Source organism: Undibacterium sp. FT79W (assembly GCF_014284215.1).
Lineage (GTDB): Bacteria > Pseudomonadota > Gammaproteobacteria > Burkholderiales > Burkholderiaceae_D > Undibacterium > Undibacterium aquatile.
In genome coordinates, this window is record NZ_JACOGB010000001.1 from 663,894 (window position 1) to 680,492 (window position 16,599).

The following is a 16,599-nucleotide window of genomic DNA, read 5'->3' on the forward strand; positions in this document are numbered from 1 at the left end:
AGGGGGGAGTATATTTATTTCTGGCGTCCTGTTGCTTAATGTTTGCCGGTACTGCCAAAACCGCCGTCACCGCGTTCGCTGCCGCCAAACTCTTCCACGATGTTAAATCCGACCTGAACCACAGGAACGATAATTAATTGCGCCAGCCTATCCATAGGATTCAACGTGAACGCACTGTGTCCACGATTCCAGGTCGAGATCATCAGCTGACCTTGGTAATCAGAGTCGATCAATCCCACCAGATTTCCCAGTACGATGCCATTTTTATGGCCCATGCCGCTGCGTGGCAGAATCATTGCGGCATAAGCCGGGTCCGCGATATGGATCGCCAGCCCGGTCGGAATCAATACTGTTTCACCCGGTTGTATCGTGACAGACTCGTCCAGACAGGCGCGTAAGTCCAGTCCTGCGCTGCCCGGTGTGCCATAACTCGGCAGCAAGTCTTTCATGCGGGGATCAAGAATTTTGAGATCGATATTTTTCATAAAAACTCAGAAAAAGAAAATGTAAGTGAGGCGAACAGTTTGTTTAATTAATGCGGCAAGCGTCGCGCGATTTCAGCCAACAATTGAATTGCCAGCGTTTGCTTGTCTGCTCGTGGCAGCGCGGTGTGACCGTGCTCGTCGAATAAGACGAGTTCATTGTCGTCTTTGCCGAACGTGTGGTGACCGATGTTGCCCACCAACAGCGGTATATTTTTCTTGATACGTTTTGCGGCACCGTGTTCCAGCAGATTTTCTGACTCCGCTGCAAAGCCGACGCAGTAAGGCGCGCCGGGCATCGCGGCAACGGTGGCCAGAATGTCCGGGTTTTGCGCAAACACCAGTTGCGGCGTGTCATCGTGCTGCGTTTTTTTCAGTTTGTGCTCACTTGCATTGGCAACGCGCCAATCGGCCACGGCCGCGACGGCAACAAAAATATCCTGCTTGTTTTGTGCGAGGCTTTTCAGCACGGCATCATGCATTTGCAGCGCGGTCTGTACGTGGATGCGGCGTACGCCATGCGGCGCTTCGAGAGCGGTCGGGCCTGATATCAAGGTCACATGTGCACCGGCTTCCCAGGCAGCAAGCGCAATCGCGTAACCCATTTTTCCTGAAGATAAATTGGTGATGCCGCGCACCGGGTCGATAGGTTCGAAGGTTGGGCCTGCGGTGATAAGCAGGTGCTTACCAGCCAGTATTTTCGGCTGGAATGCTGCGATGATTTCCGTGAGTAATTGCTCAGGCTCCAGCATGCGTCCCATGCCCGTCTCGCCACAAGCCTGGTCGCCTGCAGCGGGCCCCAGAACCTGTATGCCGTCCTCTTCAATCTGAGCGACGTTACGTTGTGTCGCCACGTTTTGCCACATCTCGACATTCATTGCCGGGGCGATCAGTAAAGGAACGTGACGAGGCCGGGCGATGCACAGCGTGGACAGCAAATCGTCACATGCGCCATGCGCGAGTTTGAACATGAAATCGGTGCTGCAGGGGGCAATGATGATCGCGTCGGCGTCGCGCGTCAGATCAATATGCGGCATATTGTTATGAATGCGCGCATCCCACTGATCGGTAAATACGGTATTGCCTGACAAGGCTTGCATCGTCACTGGTGTGATGAACTGGGTTGCGGCCTGCGTCATCACCACTTGTACGTGAGCACCTGCTTTACCTAATGCCCGCGTTAATTCAGCGACCTTGTAGCAGGCAACACCACCGGTCATACCCAGCACAATTTTTTTTCCAGCCAGTCGCAGACTCATGTTCAGCACTCCTTATTTTTTGACGCGACGCAATTCATCCAGAATGAACAGTGCTGCGCCGACCACAATCGCGCTATCGGCAATATTGAAAGCTGGGAAGTGATAAATCTCCTGGTAATGGAAATCCAGAAAATCAATTACATGACCATACAACAGGCGGTCAATTACATTTCCCAGCGCACCGCCCATAATCATCGCCAGTGCAGCACAAAACAGTTTTTGCGTTGCATGACGCTTCAGAAGATAGGTAATGTACGCCGCTGCAATCAGCCCTATCGCGGTAAAGAAATAGCGCTGCCAACCAGATTCCGCAGCCAGAAAGCTGAATGCCGCGCCTTTGTTATACACCAGCGTCAGATTAAAAAACGAGGTAATGCTCAGCGATTCAGCATAGGCGAATAATTTGGTGATGGTGATTTTACTGACCTGATCAAACAGAATAATGATCGTCGCCAGACCCAGCCAGGGTATCAGGGAGGAACTTGAAGTAGCTGAGCCAGCAGAGAAATTCGAGCGTTTTTTGGTAGCCATGGATAGTCTGAAAAGAAGAGAATGGGCGTAACCTTACCTGAAAGCAGGCGATGTCAGAAAATTAAAGCAGTTTCATTTGCCGACTTACGCAATATCGCCATCATGCCTCGCCGGAACAATTTTGCGTCTGTCCTTCATTTAAACAAGACGGGCAGATGATGTTCTGCTCCACCTTGTTTATCTGTATTGAAAATTACGCGAAACGACGCGTTTCACCCGCACCAAACAAATTGCTGACGCAGCGGCCACACAAGCCTGTGTGCTCGGTATGGCTGCCAACGTCTGCACGATAATGCCAGCAGCGCTCGCATTTTTCATATTTGGACGGTGTCACGACGACGGCTTCTTCCGCCTCTGTCGCGACTTGCTCAACTGTGGCAGCAGAGGTGATCAGCGTAAATTTCAAATCGTCTGCCAGACTGCTCAGCACCGCAAATTTGTCTCCTGCAGCTTTGATTGCGACTTCTGCTTGCAGTGATGAGCCGATTGCACCAGATACACGTACTTCTTCCAGTTGTTTGGTCACATCCGTACGCACTGCACGCAAGGTATTGAATTTGCCGAGCAAGGTTGCAGCATCGGCGATTTCCGGTAACTGGTAATAGGTTTGTGTGAAGATGGTTTCGTCGCTGTCTTTGTAGGCATCGGCTGCGGCAAAGAATTGCCATGCTTCTTCTGCAGTGAACGACAGCATCGGTGCCATCAGACGCAGCAACGATTGCGTGATATGCCAGATTGCTGTTTGTGCCGAACGACGCGCATGCGAGGTCGTACCGCTGGTGTACAGACGATCTTTCAGAATATCGAGGTAGAAACCACCGAGATCTTCTGAGCAGAAAGACTGCAATTTGCTGACCACAGGGTGGAATTCAAACGCATCAAAATGCGCCAGGATATCTTTCTGCAACGCTGCCATATTGGCGATTGCGTAGCGGTCGATTTCCAGCAGGTCATTGATCGCGACCGCATCTTTTGCCGCATCAAAATCCGACGTATTCGCCAGCAAGAAGCGCAAGGTGTTGCGGATGCGGCGATAAGCTTCCGTCACACGTTTCAGGATTTCGTCAGAAATCGACAGTTCACCGGAATAATCAGACGACGCGACCCACAGGCGCAGGATGTCTGCGCCGAGTGTGTCGGATATTTTTTGCGGCGCTAAGGTATTGCCCAAAGATTTGGACATTTTTTTACCTTCGCCATCGACAGTAAAACCATGTGTCAGCAAGGCTTTGTAAGGCGCACGTCCATCCAGCATGGATGCAGTCAACAGCGAGGAGTGGAACCAGCCGCGATGCTGATCAGAGCCTTCGAGGTACAGGTCAGCAGGGAACTGTAGTTGTTGTTTGTGTGAACCACGTAAGACAGTCTGATGTGTTACGCCGGAATCAAACCAGACATCCAGCGTGTCGCGGTTTTTCACGTACATATCTGCTTCATCGCCAAGCAAATCCGCGACTTCGATTTTTTGCCAGGCTTCGATACCTTCTTTTTCCATGCGCAGAGCGATCTGTTCCAGCAATTCTGGCGTGCGTGGATGCAACTGGCCGGTTTCCTTATGCAGGAAGAACGCCATCGGTACGCCCCATTGACGCTGACGTGACAAGGTCCAGTCAGGGCGGTTGGCGATCATGCCATGCAAACGTGCCTTACCCCACGCGGGGAAGAATGCTGTTTCATCGATGGCTTTCAATGCAGTCTGACGCAGACTGTCGCCACCCGCTGTGGGCGTATTGTCCATGCTGGCAAACCACTGGGAAGTGGCACGATAGATGATCGGCGTTTTATGACGCCAGCAATGCATGTAGCTATGGTCAAACATTTTCAGCGAGAACAATGTACCCGCTTCTTTCAGTTTTTCGCAGATAGGCTTGGACGCTTCCCAGATTGTCATACCAGCGAAGAAAGGCAGGCTGGACGCGAATCTGCCATCACCCATGACAGGGGCGATGATGTCGTCGTCTTTCATGCCATGCGCTTTGCATGACTGGAAATCTTCTATACCGTAGGCTGGTGCAGAGTGAACCACGCCGGTACCGGTTTCGGTACTGACGTAATCACCCAGATAGACCGGAGAGAAACGGTCATAGCCCGCATCCATTGCCGCCAGCGGATGTTTAAATTTAATTTCGGATAAATCTGCACCCAGACAGGTGGCGATGATTTCGCCAGTCAGTCCGTAGTTAGTCAGGCAGGCTTCGACCAGGTCTTTTGCCAGTATCAGCAGGATGTCTTCACCGTCGCGCTGGGTCTTGACCAGTGCGTAAGTGATTTCAGGATGCATGTTCAATGCCTGATTCGACGGGATGGTCCACGGCGTTGTGGTCCAGATCACGCAATAGCCTTTATCCAGTGGCAGCTTATCCAGTTTGAAGGCCGCAGCCAGTTTGTTGTGTTCCGCAAACGGGAAACCGACATCGATGGATGGATCGCGTTTGTTTTCGTATTCGACTTCAGCTTCAGCCAGTGCAGAGCCGCAGTCAAAACACCAGTTGACTGGCTTCAGGCCGCGATAGACATAGCCTTTTTCCAGTAATTTGCCGAGTGCACGCAATTCATCGGCTTCATTGCCGAATGCCATAGTCTTGTAGGGATTATCCCATTCACCCAGAACGCCCAGACGGATAAAGCCGGCTTTTTGTTTTTCTATCTGTTCATTCGCATACGCGCGCGCTTTGGCATGCACTTCGGCCACTGGCAGGTTTTTGCCAAACAGCTTTTCGACCTGAATTTCAATCGGCATACCGTGGCAATCCCAGCCAGGTACATACGGTGCATCAAAGCCAGCCATAGTGCGGGCTTTGATGATCATGTCTTTCAATATCTTGTTGACAGCATGACCCAGATGGATATCGCCATTGGCGTATGGTGGGCCGTCATGCAGGATGAATTTTGGACGACCGGCAGCAGCCTTGCGCACACGTTCATAAATTTTTTTGTCCTGCCATTCCTTGACCCATTTAGGTTCGCGTTTGGCGAGGTCGCCACGCATAGGGAAGGCGGTTTCGGTCATGTTGACCGGATATTTATTGGCAGATTTAGCCGCTTTGTTTTCAGACATGATGAATTTTCTTGTAAAGAGAGAGGAAGAAGAAAAGCCGTACGGTGTTTCTTCAAATTCGGTCAGTAGCGTTACTGGCGGGGATGCGTGTCGTTACTCCGAAATAAGAACGCGCCTGATCGGCGTCACGCTGAATCGCGGCTGTCAGTGTTTCCAGATCGCTATATTTCTCTTCGTCACGCAGTTTCTGTAAAAACTCGATCTGTACGATGTTGCCGTAAGCATTGCCGCTGTAGTCGAACACATGCGTTTCCAACAGCACGCGACCACTATCATCCACGGTAGGGCGCACGCCCAGACTGGCGACGGCAGGCAGCGGCTGAGCGGCGAGGCCATGTACCTGCACAATAAAAATACCGGTCAGGGCAGGGCGATGATGCGCGATGCGTAAATTCAGCGTCGGAAAACCAATCGTACGACCCAGTTTTTGCCCGTGTATCACATGACCAGAAATACGGTAAGGGTGGCCAAGCAATGCCTGGGCTTCGTCAAAGTCACCTTGCACTAACGCGGCGCGAACGGCCGAGGAGGAGATTCTGACGCCTTTATTTTGCACCGAAGCTAAAGTCACGACCTCAAAGCCGTGGACTTTACCAGCAGCTTCCAGCATTGCGATACTGCCGGCGCGTTTGGCACCGAAGCAGAAATCTTCACCCACCATCAGCCATTTCACATGCAAACCTTCGACCAGCACTTTTTCTATAAAGTCCTGCGGCGACAGAGAGGCAAAATGGGCATTGAAATGTTCGACGATCACGCGATCGACATTGGCGTTTTGCAGCGAAGTCAGGTTGTCACGCAGATTGGCAATTCGTGCCGGTGCTTTCGATAAATCGCCAGCCAGTTTGGCAAAGAATGCACGGGGATGTGGTTCAAACGTCATCACTGCAGCCTCGATACCGAGACGATCAGCGGCGTCGCGCAGGTGGGCGAGCAAAGTCTGATGACCAAGATGCACCCCATCAAAGTTGCCTATCGCCAATGCACAAGCGGCACGGGAGGCTGCATTCGGAAGTCCGCGAAATACCTTCATTGTGTCCAGAAAACGGCTGCAAAGCGGTAGATTATAAATGCTTTCGCTCATAGCAGCCGTGTAAAACGCGAATTCCGGATGGATTCAGTGCGTTTCTGCGCGCTTTCTTTGCATTCATCGCACATATTTGCCGCATTGGCACGGTCGTTTTTCGTTTGTGCTGAGAGTTATTGCTACTTCCTGCCAGCGCAGGTGAAGGAATCAAGCGCAATCTGATGCGTGATGATTGCCTGATTTGCACGCCCGCAAATGTCGTCTGCCTGTTGCTGCCGACCAGTATGTTCGAGCGCGGAGATTAAATGGCGGATATTGTCTGCGAATCGCTGTAGGCTGATTGTAATGAATTCGTCGCCGGTGTCGGGATGCTTTTGCGCGACTCTCATCGAACCCAGATACACGTCTAATGCCAGCTCATACTTTTTCTGATAATCGTCCAGATAGCTGGCGCAGATGATCCATTTTTTTGCTTGGACCAGTTGCTCCCAAATCAGGTCGTGAACGCTGGCCGCCAGAGCCGGGTGGCTCTCGTGAATCCGGCAAAACGTGTCGAGTGCCGCGTCAGATTTTTCGATGTAACGACAAATCGCGAGGTAATCGTGGAAATCAGAAGCAATGCCCGTCGCCATGAACTGCTGCAGGCTTTGCTCGCAATACTGTTCCAATTTCAGTTGTGCTGGCGGATAGTTTTTCCCCAGATCAGCCCACCCACTCAGACAAAACGAAAGCCTGACAGCACTGAGTGCAGGATTTTCCTCCAGCGCATGCTCAAAAAACTGCAGATATTTCTCTAACGCTAACGTCGGTTCTTGTCTTGCAACGGCTGCTTGTGCATCTTTCAGCCATTGTACTGCTTGCGATGGAGGTGTGGGCATGACTGTTTTTCAGTGAGTTATCTTAGTGATGGTGTGACCAGGTGACGTCGTTTGAACTTAGGTAGGACTCGACCGCCTCTTTATTACCTGTCGCGTGCTTCATGACTTCGCCGCAGGTGCAGATGCCCTGATAGGGTTGTATGTGCGAGCAGGCAGAAACTTTCTGCAAAAATACCTGAACAGATTTACTGCATTTTTTACATTTGAAAGTCAGGATGCGGGCTGGTTTATTCATGATGGTGAGTTGGTGTGCGGAAGAAAATTAAGTTAAGTATGATGCTGTGAATGACTGATGGTGAATTCCCGATGTGTGATGGCGATGTCACGGTTTATTTTAATTTCAGACGCCACAACGAAGTCACTTCTTTTACCCGCGCCGCATGCAAGGGGTCGCTGCTGTCGGTGGATTTAGGATGGCGTGGCTTGATATCCATTTTGCCTGCGACAACGAGACCGGCGGCGGTTATCCAGTCCCATAGTTCAGTCTGCGTGCGTAAGCCCAGATGTTCGGCAAAATCCGACATGATCAGCCAGGCTTCGCCGCTGGCTTCCAGATGGTCGGCAACACCGGCCAGAAAGCCACGCAACATGCTGCTTTCCTGATCATAGATGGCATGCTCGATAGCGGAATTCGGACGTGCTGGCAACCATGGCGGGTTACAGACGATCAGCGGTGCTTTACCGGCGGGAAATAAATCAGTCTGCTGCAATTCGACTTGCGTTGTTAATCCAAGCCGTTCGAGATTGTCGCTGGCGCAACGCAAGGCGCGCGGGTCGAGGTCGGTTGCGACAATTTTTCTGATGCCACGTTTTGCCAGCAGCGCCGAGACGACGCCAGTACCGGTGCCGATATCGAATGCCAGTTCGGTCGAGGGCAAAGGCGCTTTTGCCAGCAGATCGAGGTATTCACCGCGCACGGGGGAAAACACGCCGTAATGCGGATGGATTTTTGCGCCCAGTGCCGCAATGTCCACGCCATTTTTACGCCATTCATGGGCGCCGATGATGCCTAGCAATTCACGTAATGAGGTGACAAATGCGGTGTCAGATGCGCCATAGGCTTCAGTGCAGGCAGTAACAACATCTGGCGCGCGGCGCAGGGGAATACGGTAATCCGCCTCGAATGGAATCAATACCATCGCCAGCACCCGCGCGCGCTGGGATTGAGCCTGACGGTGTAAATGGAAGGCGTCGGCGGCAGTCGCTGCCACTTTCGTTTTTTTAGCAGCGGGTTTCTTGTCGATGCGACGGGCGAGCGCCTGTAATAATTGTTTGGCATTCTGAAAATCGCCGCGCCACAACAAGGCGGTTCCTTCGCACGCCAGCTTGTAGGCGACTTCTGTGCTCATGCGGTCATCGGCGATCTGTACCCGCTTTGGTGGCGGTGTGCCATTCTCAGCATGCCAGCGACAACTGCGTACTTCGTCGTTTTCTGTCCATTGCAATTGTGGAGAAGGTAAATTCATGCTGAGCCTGTTATTTTTTGAATAGTGATGTTGCGCGCTGGGTCGCGTGCCGGGGCGCGATTGTACCTGAGCCGGCAGTGTAGCAAACAAAGTGTCGCCTTCAGTGTATTCTCGTCAACAACGTAAGAGTGATGCGACCGCACGGAAGCTGGATACGGCGATACTGTCGGTAGTTTTTATTGGGGGGGAGTATATTTTAAAGGCCCCTATTTTAATGGGACAATCAGCCTGTTTTTAAAGATACTCCCTCCCAGTATATGGAAATAGAAATAAGGAGATTGCAGGCAGCCTTGCGAAGCATTTGGCATGTCCAATGTGAATCTATACCGGAGGCTGTATTGACATAGCAAAAGAAAGAATAGAAAAAGCCGCTGCCGCCATCTCGACGGCAGCGGCTTTTTTTATGTAATGAATGCTATTTTTTAATGTCCGACGATGCTTGCGCCGGGGACGATAAACTGACCGTATCACCAGTCGGTAAGCCTTGTGATTGCCAGCGATCAAATTCTGCGCGAACAGCTTTTAAAGTCTGCTGACTGATGTCTGGCAGGCTGCCGCCAAGGATATCGGCGGCTTCCTTGAAGCCCTTTTCTACAGCATCGCGAATTTTCTGCAATTTCGCCGGGTCGCCACCGATGGCGGCTTTGGCAAAGGTCAGAATGCGCTCTGCGGTTTTTTGTGCACTGAACTCACCGCCGTCGGCAATCGCTGCCTGCGCCGCCTTGATGTCGTCGGCCGACGCAGTGATTTTTTGTTCGCCGCTGACAACTTTGGATAATTGCAAACCTTGCTGCTGCACTGCAGATTTAATTAAATCCGTGATTTGTTGCGCCTTGCGATTGGCTTCTTCGACTGCAGCGGCAACATCCGAGCTTGAGGATGTCTTGGTTCTCGGATCTGCATAGACTGGCGAGTCTTTTGCGGCGGAACTGGAATCGAGGCTGACTTTGTCGCTCGCGACAGCATTGCTGGCATTCTCGCCATTACTATCTGCTCGTTTGACGGTCGTTGATGGTTTTGCAGATACTGTCGGCGTACTTGTGTTGACGCCCGATACACTCAGATCCATTTTGCGCTCCTCAGAATAAGTTCAGAGACGAATACCTCTGTCTTTGCTTAACGACAGAAAACGCCGTTTCTATAACTTTCTTGTGACTTATTTTTAAGCAACTTTGTGCTGTGTCAACGTGGATCGTCTCCGTATTACCTCTTGCGCATGGAAGCTCTCGTTTCCCCGATTGCTAAGGCGTTTGTTGTAACCAGATGATTGAGGCTCGCCAAAACTAGTCCTGGATCAAGGAAGTGTCTTGCCGGACAGGGTAAGATGAAACTAAGGCATTGAAACGGTGGCGACGATGGCAAAAAAGTTTCCTGTGCAACCCAAGAATCCTGAGCGTATCTGCTGGGGTTGTGATGAATACTGCCCGGCCGACGCTATGCGTTGTGGAAATGGTGCCGATCGCACTGCACATCCTGCTGAATTATTTGGCGACGACTGGCAGGCGTGGGAACCGAAGGTGGTGATCGAGATTGTTCCTGCGGACAAGATCGATAACGCCGATGCCACTGTGAACACCGATATCCACACTCGCGTTTAACAATAACAATAACAATAGCAATAAAAATAGCACTAGCTGGTATTGCTCACATTTTTGAGGTTACATTCCGCCCCATGCTGCATTGATCGCCGCGATGGCCGCCAGACCGGCAGTTTCTGTGCGTAGAATTCGTGGTCCCATTGACAATGCGATTACACCTTGTCTGGTCGCCATGTCTTCTTCCTCTTCAGTAAATCCACCCTCAGGACCTATCAGTAAGCTGACCGCCTGCGGAGCGCGATGTTTTGTCCATTCGGCCAGCGATTGATCGGCGCGCGGCGAAAGCATGATCCGTTGATGTATATCCTGTTGCCCCAGCCATTTTCCCAGATCCAGCGGTGCCGAAAGATGCGCAAGTCGATTACGACCGGATTGCTCGGCAGCGGCGACGATGATGCCTTCCCAGTGACTGAGTTTTTTTTCTGCCCGTTCTGCCGACAAGCGCACGACGCAGCGTTGTGAAGCGAGCGGTTGAATCGACGAGATTCCTAACTCCATCGCTTTTTCTATGATCCAATCCATCTTGCTGCCTTCCGGTAACGCTTGCGCCAGCGTCAGGCTGTAAGGCAGTTCAACTTCTTCGGGTAAAAATACTTTCAGTTCTGCGCTTGCCCTTTTCTTCGTGATATCGACGATGCTGGCAACATAGCAGCCGCCCTCGCCGTTAAACAGTTGTATGGTGTCTCCGGTTTGCAGACGTAAAACAAAAACATGATGTGCTACCGTTTCCGGCAAATCGATAACAGCACCAACGGTAAGCGGAACAGGGCAGAAAAAACGTGGCATAAAAGAATGGCTGGAACGGAGCAAAAGAGGATTATAAATCAGGGACGCACGCAATCCATCTCTCTTAAGTCATCGAACTCAGATGCGAGCTATCCATAAGTTCTGCAGGTAATGTAAAAGTCGCAATTGTATTGTGTGACGCCGTGCTCTGGTAAAATAACGGGCTTTGCAGAGCCTTGAATGTCGTTTATTCAAAGACGCTCGCTAACACCCGTTTCCTCATCTATACCTTCTATCGCCATGATTTCATCTCTCCAGCCAGCAATAATCACTAAGATGGCAAGCGCAATTCGTGCCTTGTCTATGGATGCAGTACAAAAAGCTAATTCCGGTCATCCGGGTGCGCCTATGGGCATGGCAGATATTGCTGTGGCATTGTGGAAAGGCCACTACCGTCATAATCCATCGAATCCGCAATGGATTAACCGCGACCGTTTTGTGCTCTCGAATGGACATGGTTCGATGCTGCATTACTCCTTGCTGCATCTGACAGGCTACGACCTGTCTATGGATGAAATTAAAAATTTCCGTCAGCTGCATTCGAAAACAGCAGGACACCCGGAGGTGCATGTCACGCCAGGCGTGGAAACCACTACCGGCCCGTTGGGACAAGGCATTACCAACGCAGTCGGTATGGCGCTGGCTGAAAAATTATTGGCAGCCGAATTCAATCAGGATGGATTGCCCGTGATTGATCACTACACCTATGTGTTCATGGGCGATGGCTGCCTGATGGAAGGTATCTCTCACGAAGCATGCTCGCTGGCCGGTACGTTGCAACTGAATAAATTAATTGCTTTCTGGGATGACAACGGCATTTCAATTGATGGCCACGTAGAAGGCTGGTTCACTGACGACACGCCTAAGCGTTTTGAAGCGTATGGCTGGAACGTCATCCGCGCCGTTGATGGTCACGATGCAAAAGCGGTGGATGCTGCGATTGCAGCTGCAAAAACATCGGCCAAACCAACGCTGATCTGCTGCAAAACCGTGATCGGTAAAGGCTCGCCTAACATGGAAGGCACGCACAATGTGCACGGTGCAGCGTTGGGCGATAAAGAAATTGCTGCCGTACGCGCTCATATCGGCTGGGAATATGCACCGTTTGAGATTCCTGCAGATGTGTATGCCGCTTGGGATGCGAAAGCAGACGGCGCCAAAGCTGAAGCTGACTGGAATGCACAATTCACTGCTTACACCGCACAATTCCCGCAAAAAGCAGCTGAACTGACACGCCGTATGAAGGGTGATTTGCCAGCGAATTTTGATGAGGTCGTGGCAAATGCCATCGCCGCCTGCGTCGAGAAAAAAGAAAATATCGCTACCCGCAAAGCCAGCCAGAACGCGATTCAGTCATTTGCACCATCGCTGCCAGAATTCCTCGGCGGCTCTGCCGATTTGACCGGTTCTAACCTGACTAACTGGAAAGAATGCGTCGCGGTACGTGGTAATCAGGCCGGTAATCATATCAATTACGGTGTGCGCGAATTCGGTATGAGCGCGATCATGAACGGTATCGCTTTGCATGGCGGTTATATTCCTTTCGGCGCGACTTTCCTGACTTTCTCTGATTACAGCCGCAATGCGATCCGCATGGCAGCGCTGATGAAAATCCGTACGCTGTTTGTGTTCACGCATGATTCTATCGGTCTCGGTGAAGATGGTCCTACCCATCAATCGGTTGAGCACGTTTCCAGTATGCGTTTGATCCCGAATCTGGATAACTGGCGTCCGTGCGATACCGTGGAATCTGCTGCGGCCTGGGCGCATGCGGTTAAACGTAACGACGGCCCATCGACCTTGATTTTCTCGCGTCAGAATTTGCCATATCAGGAACGTACGGCACAGCAGATCGCTGACATTCAGCGTGGTGGCTATGTTCTGCAAGATGCAGCAGATGCGAAAGCGGTGCTGATCGCAACCGGTTCTGAAATCGAGCTGGCCGTTAAATCCGCAGCCGCATTGGCAGAACAGGGTATCGCAGTGCGCGTGGTGTCCATTCCATCGACAGATGTATTTGATCGTCAGGATGCTGCGTACAAAACTGCGGTGTTGGGTAAGGGTTTGCCACGTATTGCGATTGAAGCTGGCGTAACTGACTTCTGGTACAAATATGTTGGTCTGGAAGGTGCTGTCGTCGGTATCGACACGTTTGGCGAATCCGCTCCGGCAGGTGTCTTGTTTAAGTATTTTGGCTTTACAGTTGAAAATGTGGTCGCCAAGGTCAAGGCGACGCTGGCTTGAGTACGATGACAGATTTAGTTGACAGCACTGTGAGCCTTATCAAAGAAGTCAGTCTGCGTCGTGCTACTGTGGCGGACGCAGAAGCAATCGCCGCCGTGCGTGTGGAAAGCTGGCAAACCACCTACCGCGGCATGATTCCGGATACGTATCTGGATCAGATGCGTATTGAGGATAGTTTCCTGCATTGGAAGCAGATACTGGAGGCCTTGCCTGCTGCAGGTGACCGCGTGTGCGTGTACGTTGCTGAAAGCGAAGGACACATTATCGGCTTTGCTTCGGGCATGTTGTTGCCAGAACCGAAGTTGGGAATGCGCGCAGAATTGACCGCAATTTATCTGCGTCCGGCGTGGCAGCGTTCTGGCATTGGTCGTCGTCTGCTGCAAAAGGTCGCCCGTACATTGCAAGCGCAGGGCGCTGATAATTTGCTGGTCTGGGTGATTTCAGGAAATGCCATTGCCCGCAATTTTTACGAAGATCTGGGTGCTACTTTACTGCATGAACAGGCATTTACCTGGGATGGCATCGATTTGAAAGAAGTCGGTTACGGCTGGCGCGATTTATCGGTGCTGATGGCATCGGTGCATGCGATGCCGACATCGAGTGCAGTACACTGAGATTTTTGCAAAATAGTTTGATTTTTATTGTTCTTTTATTGTTGTTTAGTCCTTTGGAGATAAAACCATGACGATTCGCGTCGCAATCAACGGCTATGGCCGTATCGGCCGCAACATCCTTCGCGCTCACTATGAAGGTGGTAAGTTCAAGAACGAGATCCAGATCGTCGCGATCAACGACCTCGGTAATGCAGAATCCAATGCTCACCTGACACGCTATGACACAGCCCACGGCAAGTTCCCAGGCACCGTCGTGGTTGAAGGCGACTCCATGATCGTCAATGGCGACAAGATCAAAGTATTTGCAGAGCGCAATCCGGCGAACATTCCTTGGGGTGAGCTGAATGTTGACGTCGTGCTGGAATGCACCGGTTTCTTCACAACCAAAGAAAAAGCATCTGCCCATCTGGCTGGCGGCGCAAAGAAAGTCATCATTTCCGCACCTGGAGGTAAAGATGTTGATGCAACCGTTGTTTATGGCGTGAACCATGGCGTGTTGAAATCCACAGACACTGTGATCTCTAACGCTTCTTGCACGACGAATTGCCTGGCACCACTGGCAAAACCATTGAACGACGCGATCGGTATCGAAAGCGGTTTGATGACAACCATCCATGCTTACACCAATGACCAGGTGCTGACAGACGTGATGCATGAAGATCTGCGTCGTGCACGTTCTGCAACGATGAGCATGATTCCAACCAAAACAGGTGCAGCCGCTGCAGTTGGTTTGGTATTGCCAGAGTTGAACGGTAAATTGGATGGTTACGCAATGCGCGTTCCAACCATCAACGTTTCTGTGGTTGATCTGACTTTCATCGCAAAACGCGATACGACAGTTGAAGAAATCAACAAAGTATTGAAAGACGCATCCGAAGGCGCCTTGAAAGGCATCCTGGACTACAACAAAGCACCGTTGGTGTCGGTTGACTTCAACCACAACCCTGCTTCTTCCACCTACGACGAAACATTGACGAAAGTGAATGGCGGCCGTTTGGTAAAAGTATCCAGCTGGTATGACAACGAGTGGGGCTTCTCCAACCGTATGCTCGACACGACTGTTGCACTGATGAGCGCAAAATAACTCCGCGTTTTGATTTCAAAAAATACCCCGAACTTTCGGGGTATTTTTTTGTCCAACGAATTCAGAATACTTGAATTTGTCAAAGTTCAATGCAAGATGAAAGGAGCAGTCTTGTGTAACTACTGCCTACTCTGTAGAAATGCGACACATCACAGCAATCATTACATAACAGGAGCCGTATGATGAAATTGAAGAAACTGTTTTCACAGAATAAAGGCTTTATCGTTTTCATGTTAGGGATGGCGCTGGTACGTGGTGCTCTTGCTGATTATTACCTTGTGCCGTCAAGCTCCATGTATCCGACCCTGCTTGAGGGCGACAGAGTGATTTGTGATCGCATCGCTTACGATATCAAGTTGCCTTTAACGGATGTCATTCTCAAGCATGTGTCTGATCCCCAGCGTGGTGATGTCGTGACTTTTTCATCCCCGGAAGATGGTACCCGGCTGGTGAAGCGCCTGATCGCAATCCCGGGCGATGTGGTTGAAATGCGTGATGAGCATTTACTCATTAACGGTCAGGCAGCCAATTATGAGCCGACAAAACTTGCAACGGCCGATCACCTGACTCCGCAACGCGAATATAGCGGGCTGCAGCAAGTATATAAAGAGCAGCTTGGCAGCCTCAATCATCACATCATTGTGATGCCTGAACGCGCATCTATGCGTAACTTTGGCCCGGTTCGCGTGCCTGATGGCGAGTACCTGATGCTTGGCGATAATCGTGATAACAGCAAAGATTCGCGTTACATCGGCTTTGTAAAACGTGAACTGATTACCGGCCAGGTGAAGCGTTTAATGTTTTCTCTGAATGGCGATGATTATTACTTGCCTCGTATCGAGCGATTTGGCGCAAAACTGTAGAAGAGGTCTGAAGCCTGGTATTGACTGTAATGCCAGATTTCCTGATTCACTGCTGACGTTGTGCATTGGCCGTTCTTTTAGAAATGTATATTTTTGTGAAAACAATCAAAAGTACGACAGATTTATTGCGCTGCACAGTGACTAATACTGGACTGCAAGCAACAACTCATTAATCATTTGAACGGTAAGGCAACATAATAACCATGCATCGGCATCAGGTCGGGCGTTATCAGGAGATAAGACATGAAATTAATGAGTAAGCTATTTTTGTTGGCCGTAATGGGCTTTTTTATGACCACAGCCATGGCAAAAGATGAGCGTGGCTCGACGGCGGAGGCGCAGGCCTTGGTCAAAAAAGGAATTGCCCATATTAAAAAGGTTGGAAAAGAAAAAGCGTTTGCCGATTTCAATGACGCATCCAACAAAGATTTCCACGACCGGGATCTGTATCTGTTTGTCTACGATATGAACGGCATCAGCCTGTCACATGGCGCTAATCCAAAGATGATAGGCAAAAATTTGCTGGATTTGAAGGTTGAGGGAAAACCGATTATCAAGGAAATGATTGCGGCTCTTAAAACGAAGAATGACGGCTGGATTGATTATCAGTGGCCGAATCCTGTAACCAAAGGCTTGGAAACAAAATCCAGTTATTTTGAAAAAAATGACGATTACTTTCTTGGATGCGGTGCGTATAAATAAGTCATAG

At 50.6% G+C, this 16,599-nt stretch carries 16 protein-coding genes; 6 read left to right on the forward strand and 10 right to left on the reverse strand.

What is annotated here, in order from left to right:
* Window positions 1-35: 35 nt before the first annotated feature.
* From dut to H8K38_RS02925, 9 genes are all read right to left on the reverse strand, one after another.
* Window positions 36-485: a dUTP diphosphatase gene (gene dut, locus H8K38_RS02890; RefSeq protein ID WP_186883258.1), complete on the reverse strand. Its 450-nt coding sequence runs from the start codon at window positions 483-485 to the stop codon at window positions 36-38.
* A 47-nt stretch (window positions 486-532) separates the two neighbouring features.
* Window positions 533-1,735 (reverse strand): bifunctional phosphopantothenoylcysteine decarboxylase/phosphopantothenate--cysteine ligase CoaBC, encoded by a 1,203-nt coding sequence (gene coaBC / locus H8K38_RS02895; protein WP_186883363.1) that lies wholly within the window; start codon window positions 1,733-1,735, stop codon window positions 533-535.
* 18 nt (window positions 1,736-1,753) lie between these two features.
* Window positions 1,754-2,272, reverse strand: coding sequence for a signal peptidase II (gene lspA / locus H8K38_RS02900; RefSeq protein ID WP_186883259.1), 519 nt, complete (start codon window positions 2,270-2,272; stop codon window positions 1,754-1,756).
* A 193-nt stretch (window positions 2,273-2,465) separates the two neighbouring features.
* Window positions 2,466-5,330: an isoleucine--tRNA ligase gene (gene ileS, locus H8K38_RS02905; protein ID WP_186883260.1), complete on the reverse strand. Its 2,865-nt coding sequence runs from the start codon at window positions 5,328-5,330 to the stop codon at window positions 2,466-2,468.
* 52 nt (window positions 5,331-5,382) lie between these two features.
* Complete coding sequence (locus tag H8K38_RS02910) at window positions 5,383-6,363, reverse strand: bifunctional riboflavin kinase/FAD synthetase (protein ID WP_186883261.1); 981 nt, start codon at window positions 6,361-6,363, stop codon at window positions 5,383-5,385.
* Between the two features lie 173 nt (window positions 6,364-6,536).
* Complete coding sequence (locus tag H8K38_RS02915) at window positions 6,537-7,235, reverse strand: hypothetical protein (protein ID WP_186883262.1); 699 nt, start codon at window positions 7,233-7,235, stop codon at window positions 6,537-6,539.
* Between the two features lie 22 nt (window positions 7,236-7,257).
* Window positions 7,258-7,470: a hypothetical protein gene (locus H8K38_RS18335; protein ID WP_230407680.1), complete on the reverse strand. Its 213-nt coding sequence runs from the start codon at window positions 7,468-7,470 to the stop codon at window positions 7,258-7,260.
* 94 nt (window positions 7,471-7,564) lie between these two features.
* A complete protein-coding gene (locus tag H8K38_RS02920) occupies window positions 7,565-8,701 on the reverse strand; it encodes a class I SAM-dependent methyltransferase (RefSeq protein ID WP_186883263.1) in 1,137 nt (378 codons plus the stop codon).
* Window positions 8,702-9,116: 415 nt separating this feature from the next.
* The gene (locus H8K38_RS02925; protein WP_255422798.1) at window positions 9,117-9,770 is read right to left on the reverse strand and encodes a DUF5610 domain-containing protein; all 654 of its coding nucleotides are present in this window, start codon (window positions 9,768-9,770) and stop codon (window positions 9,117-9,119) included.
* A gap of 286 nt (window positions 9,771-10,056) precedes the next feature.
* On the opposite strand from H8K38_RS02925, the gene H8K38_RS02930 reads away from it, so the two are divergent.
* Entirely contained in the window at window positions 10,057-10,299 is a 243-nt protein-coding gene (locus tag H8K38_RS02930; protein ID WP_186883264.1) for a DUF3079 domain-containing protein, read from the forward strand.
* Between the two features lie 60 nt (window positions 10,300-10,359).
* On the opposite strand, the gene H8K38_RS02935 is transcribed toward H8K38_RS02930, so the two are convergent.
* Window positions 10,360-11,085, reverse strand: a complete 726-nt coding sequence (locus H8K38_RS02935; RefSeq protein WP_186883265.1) for a 16S rRNA (uracil(1498)-N(3))-methyltransferase — start codon at window positions 11,083-11,085, stop codon at window positions 10,360-10,362.
* Window positions 11,086-11,265: 180 nt separating this feature from the next.
* Between H8K38_RS02935 and tkt the strand changes: the two genes are divergently transcribed.
* The 5 genes from tkt to H8K38_RS02960 all read left to right on the forward strand — a co-directional run bounded on the left by tkt (window position 11,266) and on the right by H8K38_RS02960 (window position 16,592).
* Entirely contained in the window at window positions 11,266-13,329 is a 2,064-nt protein-coding gene (tkt, locus tag H8K38_RS02940; RefSeq protein ID WP_255422799.1) for a transketolase, read from the forward strand.
* Between the two features lie 5 nt (window positions 13,330-13,334).
* On the forward strand, window positions 13,335-13,943 hold the full coding sequence (locus H8K38_RS02945) for a GNAT family N-acetyltransferase (RefSeq protein WP_186883267.1): 609 nt from the start codon (window positions 13,335-13,337) through the stop codon (window positions 13,941-13,943).
* 67 nt (window positions 13,944-14,010) lie between these two features.
* Complete coding sequence (gene gap, locus H8K38_RS02950) at window positions 14,011-15,027, forward strand: type I glyceraldehyde-3-phosphate dehydrogenase (RefSeq protein ID WP_186883268.1); 1,017 nt, start codon at window positions 14,011-14,013, stop codon at window positions 15,025-15,027.
* Window positions 15,028-15,206: 179 nt separating this feature from the next.
* Entirely contained in the window at window positions 15,207-15,890 is a 684-nt protein-coding gene (lepB, locus tag H8K38_RS02955; RefSeq protein ID WP_186883269.1) for a signal peptidase I, read from the forward strand.
* A 243-nt stretch (window positions 15,891-16,133) separates the two neighbouring features.
* Window positions 16,134-16,592, forward strand: coding sequence for a cache domain-containing protein (locus tag H8K38_RS02960; RefSeq protein ID WP_186883270.1), 459 nt, complete (start codon window positions 16,134-16,136; stop codon window positions 16,590-16,592).
* Window positions 16,593-16,599 lie beyond the last annotated feature (7 nt).